16 protein-coding genes are annotated in these 19,318 nt (G+C 41.5%); 4 read left to right on the top strand and 12 right to left on the bottom strand.

Going from position 1 to position 19,318, the window contains the following annotated elements:
• The first annotated feature begins 9 nt into the window (after positions 1-9).
• Positions 10-360, top strand: a complete 351-nt coding sequence (locus DVW06_RS06280; RefSeq protein ID WP_003128598.1) for a hypothetical protein — start codon at positions 10-12, stop codon at positions 358-360.
• 29 nt (positions 361-389) lie between these two features.
• The gene (locus tag DVW06_RS06275; protein WP_021149110.1) at positions 390-551 is read left to right on the top strand and encodes a hypothetical protein; all 162 of its coding nucleotides are present in this window, start codon (positions 390-392) and stop codon (positions 549-551) included.
• A gap of 192 nt (positions 552-743) precedes the next feature.
• Here the strand turns inward: DVW06_RS06275 and DVW06_RS06270 are convergent, their stop codons facing one another.
• The 10 genes from DVW06_RS06270 to metG all read right to left on the bottom strand — a co-directional run bounded on the left by DVW06_RS06270 (position 744) and on the right by metG (position 15,797).
• Positions 744-2,291 carry a bifunctional metallophosphatase/5'-nucleotidase gene (locus DVW06_RS06270; RefSeq protein ID WP_003128596.1) on the bottom strand — a complete coding sequence of 516 codons (1,548 nt, stop codon included), beginning with the start codon at positions 2,289-2,291 and terminating at the stop codon, positions 744-746.
• Between the two features lie 103 nt (positions 2,292-2,394).
• Positions 2,395-3,678: an ABC transporter substrate-binding protein gene (locus DVW06_RS06265; RefSeq protein WP_003128595.1), complete on the bottom strand. Its 1,284-nt coding sequence runs from the start codon at positions 3,676-3,678 to the stop codon at positions 2,395-2,397.
• Between the two features lie 21 nt (positions 3,679-3,699).
• Entirely contained in the window at positions 3,700-4,992 is a 1,293-nt protein-coding gene (locus tag DVW06_RS06260) for an MBL fold metallo-hydrolase (protein WP_003128593.1), read from the bottom strand.
• Positions 4,976-5,794: a carbohydrate ABC transporter permease gene (locus tag DVW06_RS06255; protein ID WP_041119808.1), complete on the bottom strand. Its 819-nt coding sequence runs from the start codon at positions 5,792-5,794 to the stop codon at positions 4,976-4,978. The genes DVW06_RS06260 and DVW06_RS06255 overlap by 17 nt, the downstream gene beginning before the upstream one ends.
• A gap of 1 nt (position 5,795) precedes the next feature.
• Positions 5,796-6,677 (bottom strand): carbohydrate ABC transporter permease, encoded by an 882-nt coding sequence (locus tag DVW06_RS06250; protein WP_029487291.1) that lies wholly within the window; start codon positions 6,675-6,677, stop codon positions 5,796-5,798.
• Entirely contained in the window at positions 6,677-7,750 is a 1,074-nt protein-coding gene (locus DVW06_RS06245; RefSeq protein WP_029487292.1) for an ABC transporter ATP-binding protein, read from the bottom strand. Before DVW06_RS06245 ends, DVW06_RS06250 begins: the two co-directional genes overlap by 1 nt.
• Before the next feature lie 469 nt (positions 7,751-8,219).
• Complete coding sequence (gene abc-f / locus DVW06_RS06240) at positions 8,220-9,728, bottom strand: ribosomal protection-like ABC-F family protein (protein ID WP_005472757.1); 1,509 nt, start codon at positions 9,726-9,728, stop codon at positions 8,220-8,222.
• A 516-nt stretch (positions 9,729-10,244) separates the two neighbouring features.
• Complete coding sequence (locus DVW06_RS06235; protein WP_003128588.1) at positions 10,245-10,673, bottom strand: hypothetical protein; 429 nt, start codon at positions 10,671-10,673, stop codon at positions 10,245-10,247.
• Positions 10,674-10,847: 174 nt separating this feature from the next.
• Positions 10,848-13,526 carry a cation-translocating P-type ATPase gene (locus tag DVW06_RS06230; RefSeq protein WP_005472760.1) on the bottom strand — a complete coding sequence of 893 codons (2,679 nt, stop codon included), beginning with the start codon at positions 13,524-13,526 and terminating at the stop codon, positions 10,848-10,850.
• 264 nt (positions 13,527-13,790) lie between these two features.
• Positions 13,791-15,797, bottom strand: coding sequence for a methionine--tRNA ligase (gene metG, locus DVW06_RS06225; RefSeq protein ID WP_003128586.1), 2,007 nt, complete (start codon positions 15,795-15,797; stop codon positions 13,791-13,793).
• Between the two features lie 163 nt (positions 15,798-15,960).
• Here metG and DVW06_RS06220 point away from each other — a divergent pair, with 163 nt between their 5' ends.
• Positions 15,961-16,251 (top strand): hypothetical protein, encoded by a 291-nt coding sequence (locus DVW06_RS06220; RefSeq protein WP_003128585.1) that lies wholly within the window; start codon positions 15,961-15,963, stop codon positions 16,249-16,251.
• A gap of 45 nt (positions 16,252-16,296) precedes the next feature.
• On the top strand, positions 16,297-17,127 hold the full coding sequence (locus tag DVW06_RS06215; protein ID WP_003128584.1) for an NUDIX domain-containing protein: 831 nt from the start codon (positions 16,297-16,299) through the stop codon (positions 17,125-17,127).
• A gap of 198 nt (positions 17,128-17,325) precedes the next feature.
• On the opposite strand, the gene DVW06_RS06210 is transcribed toward DVW06_RS06215, so the two are convergent.
• Both DVW06_RS06210 and DVW06_RS06205 read right to left on the bottom strand, forming a co-directional pair.
• Positions 17,326-18,363: an RNA-guided endonuclease TnpB family protein gene (locus DVW06_RS06210; protein WP_003128583.1), complete on the bottom strand. Its 1,038-nt coding sequence runs from the start codon at positions 18,361-18,363 to the stop codon at positions 17,326-17,328.
• A 16-nt stretch (positions 18,364-18,379) separates the two neighbouring features.
• Positions 18,380-19,315 carry an ABC transporter ATP-binding protein gene (locus DVW06_RS06205; protein WP_003128581.1) on the bottom strand — a complete coding sequence of 312 codons (936 nt, stop codon included), beginning with the start codon at positions 19,313-19,315 and terminating at the stop codon, positions 18,380-18,382.
• Positions 19,316-19,318 lie beyond the last annotated feature (3 nt).

Genomic DNA, 19,318 nt, shown 5'->3' with positions numbered 1-19,318 from the left:
GACTCCCCCATGTTTGATAAAACACCCATCGAGCTTTTACTGAAAGATTTTTCAAATATTTATAATAAGTGCCAGTCAACTTATGAATTGGTCACTAGCCGCCGTTACAATGAAGCCCTCGTCTTATTGACTACGGCTGAAACCTATGCCATTGCAGAAAAAGCCTATATTCGTTGTGATACCTTTAAAGAATTGCAAACATCCGAAGTTACTGGCTTCTTTGATGCTTTTGAGATTTACTATTTTGAATTGAAACAAGTCCTTTTCCATGATGACGATGACTTTGTTTCTCTTAAAAGTCGTTTGGAAAAAATGAAAGAAATGTATGAAGCATTGACAGCCGCATTCAATTTGTTATGATGGTACCAAATAGACGAAAAGGTGATCTCATGAACCAAGAAGAAGTGCTTGAGCGCTTAAAAGAAGAGTTAGAACTTCCTTTTTTCCAAGCAAAATTAGAGGAAAAAAACTATAGCGAAGAAGACTATCAGCAGGTAAAAGCCGATTTGATTCGCTACTTCGATGAATATGTCCGCAATGTAGAAAACTAATCTGATTTTCTTTTACAAGAACATAGAAAGGGTCTGTGTCATAAGTAGCAACTAGACAAGACGATCCGAGGATAACTGGGTGTCATCCATCGTACATTGGTGATGGAAACTTGCTGAAGCGCAAGCACAGTCTCATTCTCCTCGGAATCGTTCGTTTGTTGCATGACTTATGTCACAGCCCTTTTTGGCTTTTTAGTACACGATTTTGAAATTCTGATTCGTCTCAGCTTCTAGTACTGGGTGTTGTTTCAAATAATCAGCAATCAATTCAGTCATATCCACTTGGATCTCCCGTACAATTTTGTCGGCTGTAAACATCGCGTAATTCCCACCGCCTACCGCTCGGTATTGATTTACGACAACTTCCAGCTCCTGTTCCGGCGTGATAGGCTCATTATGGAACAACAAGCGTGTGATTCGTTTGCCAACTGGCTGGTTCATATCAATCGTATAGTCGATTCCTTCGTACATATCATAATTGTAGTATTGCGGTTTCGGCTCGATAAAGGCTGGATTAAAGACGATTTTCCCTGCTTCGACGGCTAAGTAATTCGCTGTCTGTTCCAACGCAAGACGCAACTCTGCTCCGGTCACTTTTACGACAGCCAATGTATTAGGATAAATATAATTCGTGATGACATCCCGCATCGTGATCGTTGTACCGAAGCCTTTTCCTTCATTATTGAAGAGCGCTGTCCCAGATATTTCCGCTCCGCTGGCAGCCATCTGAACGCGATTGATAAATTCCACGTATGGATGTTCCACGATCCGTGCCTGCATCGGATCAGTAATTCGCATATCCCCGTTCACTTTCCCTAGCGGCTGATCCAACCAGCTTTCCAATTCCGTCTCAATTGGTTCGATCATTGCCAAAATTGCTTCATCGGCTGAAACTTCTGCCACTGAATGCAATGTCGCTTGTTGATCCGTAATCACTGTTTGACCCTCTTTTTTCTCTATTGTTAATTGGATTCGGCCGATTTGGCTGCCCCGATAACCTGGCTGGACCACAGGGACCCCATTGACAATGGCGGCGATTTCCCGATGTTGGTGTCCAGTAAAGAAAGCGTCAATCCCCGGCACCTCTTGCAGTAACTCATAGCCTTCATTCTCTCCGGTCAACAATTCGGTGGCTTCACCGGTTACCAAATCTTTCTCAAAACCGCCATGATAGCTGACGATGACAAGATCTGCTTGTTTTCTTAGCTCAGGCACATATTTTTTTGCCGTTTGGATAATGCTTTCGAACCGCATCCCCTTGATGGTAGCTGGTTGTTCCCAATGAGGAATATACTGGGTCACCAATCCCAACACCGCAATCTTAATCCCATCTTTTTCAAGGATCGTATAGGCTTTGCCGAAATAGGGCTGTCCCTCTTCATTTAAGATGTTCGCTGCTAAAACAGGGGACTGATAACTAGCGATTGCCTCTTGAAGATACGTTAATCCATAATTAAATTCATGGTTTCCTAAAACATGGACATCGTATGCCATGTGATTGATCACTTTGGTCAATTCTGCTACCGGATGCTGGCTTTTGGCAATATAATAACTCAGTGGGGATCCTTGGATAAAATCGCCATTTTCGATCATTACAACAGGACCATCAGCTTCGGCTTTTAACTGCTTTAGTTTCGTTGCGACTTTCGCTGCCCCAATAGCCAGATCGTGGTCGTCGGCGAAATTAGTTGGGTAGACATAGCCGTGCATGTCGCTGGTTTCAAGAAAGGTGATTTGCATTTTCTCATTACTCCTCTAACATTTATGTAAAAGAGACCGCAGGGATATCTGACGGTCTCTTTCGGGTTGATAGGGTCATTGTCTGGCCCTTTTACGAGCAGAACTATTGATTCCAAACATCCTCAAGTTGTGGAATGGAATCTTTAATCAATTTATCGGTATCTTTGTCAGTATTCGACAAAATATTCTCCATGATGGAACGAACTTCATTGTAAGCTGAGTCTGCATTTTCAATTACTGGGATCGAGAAAAGTTCTTTTGTTGCTTCACTTAACTCAGAAGCAACTTTCGTATCTGGATTGTTCTTGTATTCATCACTATCTAAAACAGATTGAACAACTGGCATGTATCCTGTTGAAACTGCCCATTCTAATTGTGACTCAGGAGAAGTCAAAAACTTCATGTATTCAAAAGCAGCGGTACGTTCCTCTGGAGATGCACTTGTGAACATATATAAGTCTGTTCCTTGTTGTAGATTGATTTTTTCTGGGCGGGCAGAGACACCATATTCAAATTTGCCTTCGGTGTCTTTTTTGACATATCCTTCTCCAGCAATCGAGCCGATGAACATCGCAACTTGTTCGTTTGCGAATGGTCCTGAAAGATATTGATCGGATCCAGCAATACGGAAGTAGCCGTCTTTCACACCTTCCGCATAATAATTGATGACTTTTTTCGATTCATCGCTGTCTAGCTGTAAATCCTTGTTAAAATCAACACCTTTGTTTTTCATGCCAATAGCATAGTAGTTATTCAATGAATCAAAGCCAGCACCAACAACGCTGCCATTTGATTTTTCGTAAATTGTTTTTGAAGCTTCTTTTAACTCATCTAATGTTGTCGGTACTTCTACACCATATTCTTTTAAAAGATCTGCATTGTAGAATAACATTTCCGTTGATTTGTTGAAAGGAATACCATATTGGACACCATCAATTTGTGCACCTTCTAATAATGAAGAGCGAATTTCTTCTTGGTCACCCCAACCAATCGTATCATTATCGATATACTCGCCTAAATCAACAAGCATTTCATCTTGAGCTGCATTCCAAAGCCAACCTGGATACGCTTGTGTGATGGTTGGCAAATCTTTTGGTGAAGGTAGTGTCGAATTGATTTTCGCCTGCAGATCGGAGTACTGAGATTGATTTTGCAGTTCTACTTTCACATTTGGGTTTGCTTCCATAAACTCATCTGTCAGTTTCGTCAGTGCTTCTTCTTGTGCACCATTCATTGCATGCCAGAATGTGACAGTAGTATCTTTCGGAACCTCTGTAACGATCTCATCGCTGCCTTTTGCACTGTCATTTGAGCCATTGTTGCCGCATGCCCCTAACACTAAAGTTGCCGCAGCCACTGCTGCAAATGCTAGTTTTTTTGATTTCATTCTTTACTCTCCTCTATCCTTTTATAGTTCTATTTTCTCGCCACGTTCTGGCAATATTCTTTCGCCATACGGATTCACCAGTTTCTCTGGTTTCAAGGTATGGATTGGAACCAATCTTTTTGGTTCGATCCACGCAATAATCTGATCAAGATCCTCAGGAACTGCGTGTCCCGAAACCGGCAGCCGTACAAACTCAATTTCCAGCTTTGCTAACAAAGCGAGAAACTCTTCATAGGCAGGATCAAAAGCCCCCAAAGGTTGTGCATCGCTATGGATATACAGACTGCCTGGTTGTAAATTTTCAAAATGGTCAACTGCTTGCCAGACATACTGGCCAGTGTCGACACATAAAGAACGATAATCAATTTCTAGCGCAGGATCTAACTCTGCTAAGGAAGCTCCGCCTTCAACCGTGTAATAGGGAACTTCTCTGTCAAAGATTTCTTTCAGTAATGCTGCTTGGTGTGCTTCAAGGACGATCGTTCGAGGACAAGCATCCACCAAAGCTAAAAAACGCTCTACATTGGCAGGATAGCCGTTGAAAGTGATTTGCCGTTGTGGATTTTTTTCGACCAACTCGACAAAAGCCGCTACCAATTCTTTCTCACTGGCTACTTCGATAGTATCTGGATCGCTTTCTCTTTCAGGAAAACTGATACTGACTCCTTCCATCATCAATAGATCCGTGTGTTTGGCTAACTGACAAAATTCTTTTGTCCGCTCTGGATGATAGCCATGCAACCGCAAATCGCCCGTATAGGCAATAAAGTGATCCGGTGTTCGAATCAGCAATGCCGCGGCACCATAGGCGTCGTGGTCCACAGGAACGATCTCTACTTCGATCTCACCAACTTTGATCACATCGTGGGGTTCCAAGCCAATCATTTCCCGCACAAAGGCAGGGGCTTCATGAGGAGTAGGAATCAAAAAATCACCGGTGCGATTCAATGCTTTTAGGATCGCTTTGGTTTCTTTCAAGGTATACAAAGGGATTGCAGGGTCCAAATAATTGACCATCTTTGAATGATCAAGATGGGCATGAGATAGAAAAACAGCTGTTTCTTGATAGTCCTTTTGTTCTGATCCATGATACGTATAAGACAGACGAGGATCATAGACATTGCGCAATTGCGGGACCCAGCGATGATCCACTAAGGTCTGTAATGCTTCGTCGGGTAATGGCTGCTCTGGGTGATACTCCGAACCAAAATCGAAGAAAATATGGGCATCTTTGTATGCCACTTCGATGACGGTGCCGCCGATCGTGAGAATACCACTGTGAAATGTAACTGTTGTTTTAGCCTTTGATGCCATCTTTTGCCACTCCTTTAATAATCTCTTTTCTAAAAATCAAATAAATGATCAAAATCGGAATGACAGTCAATGTCGCAGCTGCCATCTGCAAATGAACATCGCTACCGCTTTCTGATGTGAAGGCCGCTAGCCCATTGTTCAACAACCGATATTTTTTTTCATTCGTGACTAACAATGGCCACAAGAAAGAATTCCAGCTCGAGATAAAGGTCAAGATGCCAACAGTCACTAGTGCCGGTTTAGACATTGGGATCAATATCCGCCGTATGTAAGCCATATCGCTTGCACCATCGATTTTTGCTGCTTTATAAAAGGTATTCGAAATGCTTTTCAAATAGCCATTCAGGTAATAAATATAAAAGATACTCGTCAGAAAGGGAATAATCAACGCACTGTAAGTATTCAACAACCCCATTTGAGCAATCGTGTTGTAGTTGGTAAAGATGATTGATTCATAAGGAACCATCAATAAGGAAATCATTAGAGCAATCACAAGCCCTTTGAATTTGAATTCCAAACTAGTCAATGCAAAAGCTGCCAGAATAGCAGTAATCAATGTGGCGATAGTCGTGACTGCTGAAACAAAAACTGTATTCAGAAAGTAACGGAGAAATGGTGCTTTGGTAAAGACTTCGGCATAGTTGCTCCATTGAAAGGACTCCGGCAAAATCGTAGGCGGAATACTGGTGGCCTCACTATAAGTCATCAGTCCCGCGAGAATCATATAAATAAACGGAAAAATCGTGATGATCGCTAAGAGCGCCAAAAAAATCAGAGAGATGAGGGTTACGACTTTTTTCATCTTATTCCCCTACTTTCTTTAAAATTTTATTTTGGATAAAGGTCACCGCCAAAATAATAACAAAGAGAATCACAGTCGCAGCCATTGCGATCCCAGGACGGCCCGCAATATGGAATTTGTCATAAATATAATAGACAGCTGTGGTTGCGCTTTTGGCGATACCGGGTTGACCACCAAACAAGGCATAGACTTGTGTATAGACTTTAAAGGCACTGATGATATTAACGGTCAACAAGAAGGCAAATGTCGGAATCAACTGCGGAAAAGTAATCTTGCGAAAAATCTCCCAGTTATTGGCGCCAAACATTTTTGCGATCTTATAATGTTCTTTGTCAATGTTACGCATCCCTGCTAAGAGAATAATAATATTGAAGGCCAAACTGCTCCAAATCCCAAAAATGATCAGTGTCGGCATACTCATATTGACATTATCCAGCCAATTGACGGCGGGAATCCCCACTAAGCCCAGCAAGTAGTTGATGATCCCATAAGACCCATTAAAGAAATAGCGAAACACGATCCCAATGGCGATGGTACTGGTGACATACGGCATAAAGAAGATCGTCTCAAAAAAGCTCTTATGTTTCACCTTTTCAAAGATGATCCAAGCGATCGCTAGTGAAATCACTAATGCAATAGGAACCACGGCGAATGCAAACCAAGCTGTATTCTTTAGCGCCTTGAAAAACACTGGATCCGTCAGCACTTTTTGGTAGTTTTCTAATCCGGCATATCGCTGATTGATCAATGATCCTTTTTGAAAACTCATAAACAATGAACGAAATAATGGATACACACTAAAGAGCAAAATAATGACTAGTGAGGGCAATAAGAACAGCCAAGCTTTGGGTTGATTTTCGGGATTATAATTTTTCTTGAACATCAATAAACTCGCTCCCCTTTTTCATCAAAGATGAACGCTTTTTTGTAATTGAAGTCAAAAGCTAAGTGTGCTCCTTCTTCAATGATTTCTTCGATGCTAACGATCGATTTAACGTGGATGTCAGCCAGATCAAAGTTCAAGATCCGTTCACGACCAATTAGTTCAACACTTTTTATCTCGGTATTGAATAATGGTGTTTGGGTCGTCGTTAACACATCTTCTGGACGGATCCCTAAAGTATAATGACCATCTGTCAACGGTTTCTTGAAGCGGATATCCACGAAGCGCTCTGTAGGGATCGTGAATTCTGGATGATGCATGACACCATCTGTCACTTCTACTGGCAAGATATTGATAATTGGGTTTCCGATAAACTTTGCAACGAATAAATTATTGGGTTCTAAATAAAGATTTTGCGGATCATCATTTTGCTGGATCACGCCTTCATTCATCAAAATGATTTTGTCACTGATAGACAACGCTTCTTCTTGGTCATGAGTCACAAAAATCGTCGTGATCCCAACTTCTTTGACTAGGCGACGAATCTCCTCGCGAATCTTTAAACGCAAACGCGCATCTAAATTACTCAATGGTTCATCCAGCAATAGTACTTCAGGATTTTGGACTAACGCACGAGTGATGGCAACCCGCTGTTGCTGCCCACCAGACAATGTACCAGGTTTTTTATCCTTCAATTCTTCAATATTGGTCAGCTGCATATATTTTTCAGCAATTTGCTGCGCTTCGTTTTTCTTGATTTTTTTATCACCAACAGTCAGTGGAAACATGACATTTTCTAAAACGGTCATATGAGGATACAAGGCATAATTTTGAAAGACAAAGCCGATATTGCGATCCTTTGGCTCCGTTTTCACCACGGAATTTCCGTTAAAGCGGATATCCCCATCTGTCGGACTCAACAATCCAGCGATCAAATTCAAAATCGTTGACTTCCCACAGCCACTAGGCCCAAGTAAACAAACAAGATCGCCCTTCTCGATCGTAAAATCCACCGCTTTCAAAGCTTCAAACTTGTTGTCAAAGACCTTCTTCAACCCAACTACTTCTATCAAAAAAAGAACCTCCATTATTTTTCTCTTTGCCGCTTTTGTTCGACCAGCAAGATAGGAACACAAAAACAGCTGAATTCTTACAGGCTGTTGTCAAACGCTCAAAGAAATTCGATTTTTATGATAACAAATGAATATTTTTATTCGGTACTGTTATTGTAAATCTTTTGTAAAACCCTTTGGTAATTATGATAGAAATTTTAATTAACTAGCAGAACGATGAGAAAAAAATGAGATTGTTGAACGACAGAATATTGCACAGTAAGGCTTTTTTTCTTGCAAAATAAATAAAAAATCCAGCTAAAATAAATAAAAAAAGAAAAAACAGGCACCCCATTTATTATTTTTTATCTAGACCACTCAAATCAAAAAAACAGACTAACGATCAAAATAGGGTATCTTTCTCAAAAACCTACCACTTTAAAATAACAAAATCGGGATAAGATTTAAAAAAATCCTATCCCGGTTCGATTTATGGACGCGCTAGATCTGTATGTCCAAGCAAAAATTGTTGTGTAGTCACTTGATCCAGAAAATGGCGATCATGTTCAATGATCAACATCGTCGGTTGGACAAGTTGGATCACTTCAGCTAACTGATTCTGATTAAAGACATCCAGATAATTCAAGGGTTCATCCCAGATAAACAGCTCAGCAGGGGTTGCCAACGATTTTGCCAATTCCACACGCTTACGCTGCCCCATACTCATATCTTCGATTCGGGTCTGAAAGACATTTCGCTCCACGCCCAATTTCTTCAGATTATTCAACAATTCTTGATAATCCAATCGGTGGAATTCAGCAAACTCAGTCAAGGTGCCTCGATTATCCTCGTAATTTTGGCGAACACGACTGATGGACAAGTGTTGCGGCATCCAAACAGAGCCGGTGACAGTTCCAGTAAAATGACCTAATAGGCCAGCCACCAAACTCGATTTGCCAGAACCATTTGCACCCAAAATACCAATCCGGTCACCAGCTTCGATGGTAAAATTCAACGGATCAAACAACGGTTGCTCATACGTCAATTGCAAATTTTCCACTCGCAGCAAAACTTTGTGATGCGTGGCTTTAACATTCATAGAAAGGGGATCGATATATTCGATGTCTTTCAACAACTGTTCTTTGACTTGTGCTTGATCTTCCATCCGCTTGACGATTGCTTTGGATCGTTTCATCGTTCTGGCTGCCCGAGCACCAATCGCCCCTGTGTCATAGACTGCTCCACTGCCTTTTTTTGTTGGTGATCCCAGTTTATCTCGTTCCCGTCCTCGTGACCATTCTGCTTTTTCGGCAGCCGTTTGCTTTAAACGGCCGATCTCTTTTTTCAGTTTAACATTTTGCTCCTGTTCAAACTGATCTTGCCGTTGCTTTTGTTCTTCGTAAACAGAAAAGTTCCCCTGATAAATCACTAGTCGGCTTTTTTCAATTGATAAAATGTGATCCACCACTTCGTCAACAAAGTGTCGATCATGGCTGACGACGATAAAGCCTTTTTTCCGTTTTAGATAAGCAGCTACATGAGCACGAGCTGTAATGTCTAAATGATTGGTGGGTTCATCGATCAACGGAAAGTGTTCCTCATCGATGAACAGTAGTGCAAGTAAAACTTTGGTTTGTTCCCCACCAGACAATGTCTCAAATGGACGCCAGAGGACATCTGGATCCAACTGAAGCAAATTTAACTCTCGCTCGATCTGCCATTGCTCAAAGTCACACAGATCTTGTAATGTATCATAGGTTAGTTGTTGCGGATCTGCCACTGGTTGAGGAAAGTAAACGAATGCTTGCTGATGGGTGATAGTCCCGCTATAAGGCAATTGGTCTTGCAGTAATTTGAGTAAAGTAGTTTTCCCCCGACCATTTCGACCGATCAAACCTAATTTCCACTGGGTATCGATCACCAAATCAGCTTGATCGAACAGCAGATGATTCTGAGTATCGAAGCCAAAACTTAATTGTTCTATTTTTATATTTGACATTTTTGTACCTCCTGTCTATCTCTAGACAAAAACCGCGCCTATTTTCAGGTCAGGTTCCAGAAAAGTACACAAAAAGACCCTCCAGAAAAACACACCAATCCTGAAAATCTGCACACTGCTCCCTAGAGAACATGATTCTATGCAGCTTCCAACAAATTGGTTAGTTTTTCAATGGAGGATCCCTCATTTCGTTTATAAGTTGTTTTCAGTATAGCATCTACCGCGAAAAACCGCAATTGGCGATACTTGTTTTTAGATTAGCAGTGAAACGATACTAACAAACTGTTAGGTAAATTTATTCACAATGTCTTTTGCAGTCATTTTATTATTTTGAGTAAAAAAACATTTATAAAAATAAAAAAACCATCAGGTTGGTTAGTCCTGATGGCAAAAGGAGTAAAATGAAAAATAAAAAGGTTGTTGGTTGTTAATTCATTATACATCCACCATCATCATTTTACATAAGAATAACATAACATTTAAATTAAATAACTCTCGTTTAAGAAACGAACTTTATCATTTTTTTAACAAGAGTGCTGTCATCCGCTGAATTGCAAAAGAGATTTCATCAGTGGCTTCGTCTTGTTTTTTCTCTGACGCATCGAAAGCTTCCCGATCGACCCCATCAGCAATACTTAGAATCATTTCTTCACAGCCAGCAACATACTTCGTATATGCTCGTTCAAATTTCTTGTGGATCCCCATGACCGTTGCAGGCGGGCGTAATTTAGAGATCTGTTCCAGCATCAAACGATATTTGTCCGTTCCTTTTTTAAAGGACGCTTCGATTGTTTCCAGACGCTCTGGTGATAGTTCAGATTCCTTTTTTTTATCGAGAGCCTGACGAATCTCTTCATAATTCGGATTCATGGTTTCCCCGATTTTCTCTGTCTCTTTCACTAGATCATTGATTGTTTGTACATAAAAACCTAAATTCGGTCGCACGATTCATTCCCCTACTTTCTTCTTAGCTATCTTTTATTTTACCGTTTATTGCCAAAAATGAAAAGGTCGGCAAAAGCAGATTGTTCATTCACCCCTATTATTCATTTACGACGATTGGTGTGAACAAAAACCGCAGTCAGAATACTCTGCCTGCGGAATAAATTTAGAGACTGCTTATTTTTTGCCCATTGCACGTTGGACAGCTTTAACGATCTCAACGATCGGGATGATCGCGAAGGATGCACCTAGAACGATTCCCCATTGATAGAGATCTAAATGAGCCACTCGGAAGATGTCATTTAATCCAGGAACAACAATGATGACCATCATCAATGCAAAGGAAAGCAAGATTGCCCAGTTAAAGGTTTTGTTACGGAAAGGTCCCACTTTGAATAATGATTGGTAAACAGACTTAACGTTAAAGGCATGGAACAGCTGCATCAATCCTAGTGTAGCAAACGCCATTGTCAATGCATCCGCATGGATTGCATCATAGGTATCGTGTACCGGCCATTGAATTGCTGACCAGTAGACGAACAAGACCGTTGCAGCTTCCAAGATCCCTTGATAGATGATACTGCTCATGACTCCACCAGAGAAGAAGTTCGAATTCCGGCCACGAGGGGCATGCTTCATCAAATCTTTTTCAGCTGGCTCCATTCCCAATGCGATTGCAGGGAAAGTATCTGTTACAAGGTTGATCCACAACAGATGGATCGGCAACAGTGTATCCCAGCCCCATAAGGTAGCTAAGAACAATGTCAAAACTTCACCTAAGTTAGCCGCTAACAAATATTGGATCGCTTTTTGGATGTTTGAGAAAACTTTTCGTCCTTCTTCAACAGCCACAACGATTGTTGCGAAGTTGTCATCAGCCAGAACCATATCCGAAGCACCCTTAGATACTTCAGTCCCAGTGATTCCCATACCAACACCGATATCAGCTTGTTTCAGTGCTGGCGCATCATTGACACCATCACCTGTCATAGCGACGACTTTGCCTTCATGTTGCCATGCTTTCACGATCCGAACTTTATGTTCAGGTGAAACCCGTGCATAAACCGAGTAATGAGTCACTTTTTGTGCAAACTCTTCATCACTCATTTTGTTCAATTCAGCACCCGTCAATACAGCTGCGTCATCACCAGGCTTGATGATTCCTAGACGTCCAGCGATTGCTTCTGCTGTGTCTCGGTGGTCTCCTGTGATCATGATTGGACGAATACCAGCTTCTTTAGCTACTCGCACAGCATCGGCTGCTTCAGCCCGTTCAGGGTCGATCATCCCTACAAGACCAGCAAAGACTAGATCATTTTCTACGATTTCTGATTCCAAGTTTTCTGGTACTGCATCTACATACTTGTATGCCATTCCCAAGACACGAAGCGCTTGTTTGGCCATATCTGTATTGTTGAACAAGATTTTTTGTTTTTCTTCTTCAGTCATTGGTACTTCTTGTCCGTTCAACAAGACTTTTGACGCACGTCCCAATAAGACATCTGGCGCGCCTTTCACTGCAACTAAGTAACGACCATCTTCTTGTTCATGGATCGTACTCATCAATTTACGATCCGAATCAAATGGCAGATCCGCTACACGAGGTTCTGCACTCACTTGATCTTTCACGTGGAAGCCTTGATCCATCCCGAATTGAACAAGTGCTGTTTCAGTAGGATCACCAATCAAGTTGCCTTCCTCACCGAACTTAGTATCATTCGCGAAGTTCATGACTTTCAGAGCCATTGTATCCAATGGAATGTCTTCAGAAGCAGCATGTTGCTTGTCATTGACATAAAGTTTTTCAACTGTCATTTGGTTTAGTGTCAATGTACCTGTTTTATCTGATGCGATGATGTCTGTCGCACCCAATGTTTCTACTGCCGGTAATTTACGAATAACAGCGTTTCGTTTGGCCATGACTTGCGTGCCTAGTGCTAAGATGATCGTTACGATCGCTGGCAATCCTTCTGGAATCGCAGCAACCGCAAGAGAGATTGATGTCAGCAACATGTCGACCCAAGAAGTATTATTGAAGATCGTACCAACAAAGAACATAATTACGGCGATCACGATGATGGCGATCGTCAAGAATTTACCAAGTTCATTCAAGTTACGTTTCAACGGCGTTTCCGTTTCTTCGGCTCTTGCTAACATACCAGCGATCTTACCGACTTCTGTCGCCATCCCTGTATTGACAACGACCCCTTTTCCCCGTCCATAAGTCACATTACTGTTGGAGTAAGCCATATTGACACGATCACCGATCCCAACATCTGTTGCATCGATCACAGTCAATTCTTTTTCTACGGGTACCGATTCACCAGTTAATGCCGCTTCTTCGATTTTCAGAGAACTAGCTTCTAATAAGCGTAAATCAGCTGGTACCACATCGCCGGCTTCTAAAAGAACGATATCTCCGGGAACCAGTTCATCGCTTTTGATCGTCACCGTATGCCCATTTCGTAACACATTGGCATTGGGCGTCGACATTTCCCGCAACGCTTCGATGGCTTGTTCGGCCTTCGCTTCTTGAACCACGCCCATGATCGCATTGATAATAACAACGGCTAAAATAATGATTGAATCGACGATTTCATGTGACACGACAGCAGAAATGATCGCAGCGGCTAACAAGACGATGATCATCAAATCTTTGAATTGTTCAAAGAATTTTTGAGCCATCGATTTTTTCTTACCTTCTTCTAATTCATTGGCGCCATATTGTGACAGACGACTTTTGGCTTCGTCATTTGTCAAACCGTTGGCATCGGTTTGCAGCTCTTTCAGAACAGCCTCAGCTTCTTGTGCATAAAAAGCTTGCGAGAGTTGCTCTTTTTTATTCTCTTCAGACATGTTTTTCCTCCTTTATTCTTCTTCCTTCTTTATTGTACATGAAATGAAAAAAAATAGACTCATGTATGCACTAAAACACATACACGAGTCTCACTATTTAAGGCAACACCAGAAATTTCTTTCAGGATGGTGATGTTGCCGCAACGATAAGCTGCCAGTTACTCCCTCATGATCATCTCAATAAAGACCATTATACAAAATGTTTCATTCAGTTGCAATTTCATTTTCTGAAAAAAGAACAGAAATGATTAAATACTGTCTCGCTTAGGCAATGATTGATCCGTTAGGCATTCCCTTTGGAGCTTCAACAATTTTTAATCGTCCTTCGGTATCTTCCGCGGAAAGGATCATCCCTTGACTGATTTGCCCCCGCATCTTACGTGGTTTCAGATTCGCTACGATTACGACTTTCTTACCAATCAAATCTTGCGGCTCTGGATAAAACTCAGCGATTCCTGACAAGATTTGTCGATCTTGATCATCACCCGCAGCTAAGCGAAATTGAAGCAGTTTATCTGCTCCTTTGACTTTTTGACAGTCGATCACTTCAGCTACTTTCAATTCGATCTTGTCGAAATCATCGTATTTGATCTCTGTTTTTTCAGAAGCAAGAACCGTTTCTTCTGGGTTCCATTTGACTGTTTCAGCAGTGCTTTGCGTTCCTTCCGCCATTTTCTTCTGGATATAAGCGACTTCCGTCTCTAATTCCAAACGAGGGAAGATTGGCGTTCCTTTAGCCACTACTTTGGTATCACTAGGAAATTCACCGAACCGCAAGTCTTTCAAGTCCATGGCTTCTGAAGTTAAGCCTAACTGATGGAAAATATTTGCCGGTGTTTCGGTCATGATCGGTTGCAGCAAGATTGCTACGATTCGCAAGCTTTCTGCAAGATGGACCATCACACTGTCTAATTCTGCTTTTTTCTCAGGATCTTTGGCCAATACCCACGGTTGTGTTTCATCGATGTATTTGTTGGCACGAGAGATCAACGTCCATACTTCCGACAATGCAGTACTGAATTCCATCTTGTCCATTGCTTCATGGTAGCGACCTACGACGTTGGCTGCGGTTGTCGACAACTCACTATCGTAAGGAGTTACTTTTGAGGCATATTTAGGAACGATTCCTTCACAATACTTATTGATCATAGCGATAGTGCGGTTTAATAGATTACCCAGGTCATTGGCTAGATCATAGTTTACCCGAGAAACAAAGTCTTCTGGTGTAAAAACGCCGTCACTGCCAAAAGGCACTGCCCGCAGCAAGTAGTAGCGCAAAGCATCCAAGCTATAGCGCTCAACAAGCATCTCTGGATAAACGACATTGCCTTTAGATTTCGACATTTTGCCGTCTTTCATCATCAGCCAACCATGACCGAAGATTTTTTTAGGCAATGGCAAATCTAATGCCATCAGCATGATTGGCCAATAGATCGTATGGAAACGAACGATTTCTTTCCCAACCATATGAACATCTGCCGGCCAGTATTTTTGGAACAATGAATCGTCATCGGAACCATAGCCTAGTGCTGTAATATAGTTTGATAAAGCATCGATCCAAACATAGACCACATGTTCAGGACTCGCCGTTACTGGAATCCCCCACTTGAAAGTTGTTCTGGAGACAGCTAAATCTTCTAAACCTGGCTTGATGAAATTATTGATCATTTCATTCTTACGGGATTCAGGTTGGATAAATTCTGGGTGCTCATCATAATATTGCACCAGACGATCTGCATACTTGCTCATGCGGAAGAAGTACGAAGACTCTTTTACTAATTCTACTTCGTGGCCGCTTGGTGCTTTCCCACCGATCACATGTCCTTCTTCATCACGATAAACTTCTGCCAATTGCGTTTCTGTGAAGTATTCTTCATCAGAGACAGAGTACCAGCCTTCATACTCGCCAAGATAAATATCTCCTTGGTCCAATAATTGTTGAAAGATTTTTTGGACTGCCTTTTTGTGATAGTCGTCCGTTGTCCGGATAAATTTATCGTAGCTGATGTCCAATGTTTTCCACAATTTTTTGACATCGGCAGCCATTTTATCTACATATTCTTGTGGATCAACACCTAGTTCTTCCGCTTTTTTTTCGATTTTTTGCCCGTGTTCATCAACACCAGTCAAATAAAACACATCAAAGCCCATTAGACGTTTATAACGTGCTACTGCGTCGCAAGCTATCGTTGTATAAGAATTTCCGATATGCAATTTGCCGCTTGGATAATAGATTGGCGTCGTAATATAAAATGTTTCTTTTTCAGCCATGGGCGTACGTCCTCCTTTTCACCTGTAAAGTGTATACTAAGGTAGTATACCATAATTTTCTGTGAGTTTTTCCTTTTTTCTTTTGCCCAAATTGATGAGATGATTTTACTATCAGCTCCTTTTGGTTTATGAGCTGTTTTTTTGCTATAATAGGAATGAACGTTTGAAAGAGAGGGTTTTTCGCTTGAAAAAACAACAACAGCGCTTCATGATCTTAGCTGTTTTAACGATCATCCATTTGATTTTTTCTAGTTTTTATTTGTATTTTTACGGCTATTTCAATGGGCAAAATCTAGCTAGCTTCTTTGTGGTCATCACATCATTGCTTCGTTATGGGTTCCTGCTATGGATCGCTGTGTGGGGATATTTAGCCATGAAGCACACACAAAAAGCGGCATTCTTCTATTTAGCACTCTTTTTTATCAATTTGATTTTTCCCTATTTTTTTAACTAATCCATCATCATTATTATTTCATCATATCAGGAGTAGGAGACAGGAATGAAAGAATTCACCTCAAAAACAGCAGAAAAAGAGTATTATGAAAAAGAAGCTTCTGAAGCAGAATTTTTAACTTGGTATCGCAGTCAGGACCAGCCAAAATATGAGAAGCCTTCTGTGACAGTCGATATGGTCTTGATGTGTTACAACAAAGAAGAAGAAGAACTGAAGATTGCACTGATTCAGCGAAAAGGGCATCCCTTTCGAAATTCTTGGGCTTTACCGGGTGGTTTCGTCAATCCGAATGAGTCAACTGGTCAAAGTGTCATTCGCGAGACGCAAGAAGAGATCGGCGTAACCATCTCAAAGCAAAACATCGAACAACTCCATACCTTCAGCACGCCAGGGCGAGACCCGCGGGGCTGGGTCATTACGGTCAGTTATCTCGCTTTTATCGGCGAAGAACCTTTGAGCGCTGGGGATGATGCCAATCAAGTCCGCTGGTTTTCATTAGAGAGAAAGGCGAACCAAATCTTTTTATCTAGTGGCGATGTTGAGATTATCTTGGACCTAGTCTCGGGACAATCTGTCGGTAAGGATACATTGGCTTTTGACCATAGCGCGATTATTTTGAAAGCATTTGAACGAGTGGCAAACAAAATGGAACACGAACCACAAGTACTGCTGGTTCTCGGCGAAAACTTCACGATCACTGAAGCACGTAAAGTCTTCGCTAAATTTTTGGGGATCGATTTTAAATTGATTGACCATTCAAATTTCAAAAAAGCCATGCTTCAATATTTCACGGAAATCGGTGAAAAGCCCGTCGGTATTGGACGACCTTCGAAAATCTATGAATTGAATGCTGATGTGCTTGGCGACAAAATGTAGGCCGTGCAAAGAGGCTGCAACACAAGCAAACAAGAACCGAAACGATAGACGAATCACTTTCAGCTGAGCATAAAGCCAGCGTCTGTGGGTTTGTGTATCGTTTGGGTATTTTTTGTTTTGCCTGACGTCACAGCCTCTTCGCTGGTTAATCATAATTAGTGAGCAGAATTCCTAGAAACAAAAATCCAAAGATTTTTTCTATCCCCTAGGCGATCCCTGGCGCTCCTCCCAGTTCGTTTCACTTTCGATTACACGCAACATTTGCGTCATTTTTTGACACTCTTTGGCCGACAAAGAAATAAATCGGACTTCTTTGCCGTACCACTCTGCTTTGTACGTGATTTTACGAATAAACTGATGCCAGTCGCTGACTGAAAAATTCCCTGTAGATCTACAAGTCTCATCGATCAGCCGTTCCAAAAAAATCGTATCGTATTGTTTGACCAGATGAAAGGTTACTTGATCGATGTATTCTTTTTTTTGATCACGATGCGCTCGATATAGCTGAGAAACTTTTCCTTTTTGTTTTTGATAATTACGAGCATGACTAAGCACCATTTTTTTTCGTTTGACAGCTTTTGCTTTCACATTTAGTTTTCGTTCTGCACGGGCCAGCCTTTGTTGAGATTTGATGGCATTGGTACTGATAAAGGGTAACTGTGCATTGGCCTCTACCAACACTTCTGGATGATAAACCAAGGCAATCTTTCGTTGGTTCTTCGGCAAGGGCTGAATTTCTTCGATGCAAAGAATCGAAATATAAAATTCAGTATTGTTTCTTGCAGAAATCGTCGCCGATTTAATCTGACCATTGATTGGCCGATGACGCTTGACTGCAACGAATGATTTCAATTTAGGCAATTTCAACTGATCATCGACCAAGTAGATCGTATGTTGTTGATTGTTTGTCGTATACGATTGCCAAATATTCTTTTTCGTCTTCAGTTTAGGAAAGCCTGCTCGCTTTTGAAAATAGTTGCGAAAAGCCCGTTCCAAATTGCGCTGGGCGTTGGCCAGTGCCAAACTGTCGGTCTCTTTTAAAAAAGGATACTCTTTTTTTAATTTTGCAGGTGTTAGTTTTTCTTTTTCTGCATTTGTAGTAAGTTCTTCCATCTTTGCTTTTAGCAATTGATTATAGGTGAAGCGTACGCAACCAAACGTTTGGATAAAGAACTGCTTTTGTTCCTCTGTAGGATAGATCCGAAATTTGTATGCTTTTAAAACACTCAGTTTCATCTCCTCCTAAACAGGTCTACCCCTTTTTTTGTGCCAATTTTTTCTGATACTGTGCCGCTTCTTCCTTCGTAGCATAAATAAAATGCCCCTCTGCGATTTCTTCCATGGCACGAGGCTTGTCATCTGTTGGTTCGCTGACGTATTTGATGCGCTTCCGTTCTCGTTCATGATCTGGGTCTGGCAGTGGAATCGCCGACAAGAGACTCTCTGTGTACGGATGGACCCCATAATGATAGATTTCATCACTAGAACCTACTTCCAAAAGTTTACCATTATGCATCACACCGATGCGATCGCTGATATGTTTGACCATTGATAGGTCATGGGCAATGAATAGATAAGTCAGCTTATGTTCTTGCTGTAAATCTTGCAGCAAATTGACGATTTGGGCCTGAATCGAAACATCCAGAGCCGAAATCGGTTCATCACAGATGATGAACTTGGGATCTACCGCTAGTGCTCGGGCAATCCCAATCCGTTGCCGCTGTCCTCCGGAAAATTCGTGGGGATAGCGAGTTCCATGACTTGGGTTTAAACCAACAGTTTTCAACAAATCATCTACGCGCTGGTTGCGTTCCTTTTCGTTTTTTGCCAATCCGTTGATATCGATCCCTTCAGCAATGATATCGCGAACTTTCATTCGAGGATTCAATGATGCATACGGATCTTGGAAAACCATTTGTACTTCTCGACGGAAATCAGCTAAATCTTTTTTGCCTTTGATTTTCATGACATCTTGTCCATCAAACAAGATTTCTCCTGCCGTGGGATGATTCAGTCGAATGACCGTTCGACCAGTCGTTGACTTCCCACTACCGGATTCTCCTACTAGTCCAAAGGTTTCTCCTTCATAGATCTGAAAGGAGATATCATCTACAGCCTTGACTTCGTCTTTGCGACCGACATTAAAATATTGTTTTAAGTTCTTTACTTCAAGCAACACTTTCTCCAATGG

The organism is Enterococcus sp. ARL09-542 (assembly GCF_005234805.1).
Taxonomy (GTDB): Bacteria; Bacillota; Bacilli; order Lactobacillales; family Enterococcaceae; genus Enterococcus_D; species Enterococcus_D gallinarum.
Note: the sequence above shows the minus strand (reverse complement) of the source record. Positions and strands in the feature narration are given on the sequence as shown.

What these genes read in the sequence shown, in the direction of transcription:
- DVW06_RS06250 (WP_029487291.1), bottom strand. Translation starts at nt 6,677, where the DNA reads ATGTTCAAGAAAAATTATAATCCCGAAAATCAACCCAAAGCTTGGCTG.
- DVW06_RS06270 (WP_003128596.1), bottom strand. Translation starts at nt 2,291, where the DNA reads ATGCAAATCACCTTTCTTGAAACCAGCGACATGCACGGCTATGTCTAC.
- abc-f (WP_005472757.1), bottom strand. Translation starts at nt 9,728, where the DNA reads ATGTCAAATATAAAAATAGAACAATTAAGTTTTGGCTTCGATACTCAG.
- DVW06_RS06215 (WP_003128584.1), top strand. Translation starts at nt 16,297, where the DNA reads ATGAAAGAATTCACCTCAAAAACAGCAGAAAAAGAGTATTATGAAAAA.
- DVW06_RS06275 (WP_021149110.1), top strand. Translation starts at nt 390, where the DNA reads ATGAACCAAGAAGAAGTGCTTGAGCGCTTAAAAGAAGAGTTAGAACTT.
- metG (WP_003128586.1), bottom strand. Translation starts at nt 15,797, where the DNA reads ATGGCTGAAAAAGAAACATTTTATATTACGACGCCAATCTATTATCCA.
- DVW06_RS06280 (WP_003128598.1), top strand. Translation starts at nt 10, where the DNA reads ATGTTTGATAAAACACCCATCGAGCTTTTACTGAAAGATTTTTCAAAT.
- DVW06_RS06210 (WP_003128583.1), bottom strand. Translation starts at nt 18,363, where the DNA reads ATGAAACTGAGTGTTTTAAAAGCATACAAATTTCGGATCTATCCTACA.
- DVW06_RS06255 (WP_041119808.1), bottom strand. Translation starts at nt 5,794, where the DNA reads ATGAAAAAAGTCGTAACCCTCATCTCTCTGATTTTTTTGGCGCTCTTA.
- DVW06_RS06230 (WP_005472760.1), bottom strand. Translation starts at nt 13,526, where the DNA reads ATGTCTGAAGAGAATAAAAAAGAGCAACTCTCGCAAGCTTTTTATGCA.
- DVW06_RS06260 (WP_003128593.1), bottom strand. Translation starts at nt 4,992, where the DNA reads ATGGCATCAAAGGCTAAAACAACAGTTACATTTCACAGTGGTATTCTC.
- DVW06_RS06265 (WP_003128595.1), bottom strand. Translation starts at nt 3,678, where the DNA reads ATGAAATCAAAAAAACTAGCATTTGCAGCAGTGGCTGCGGCAACTTTA.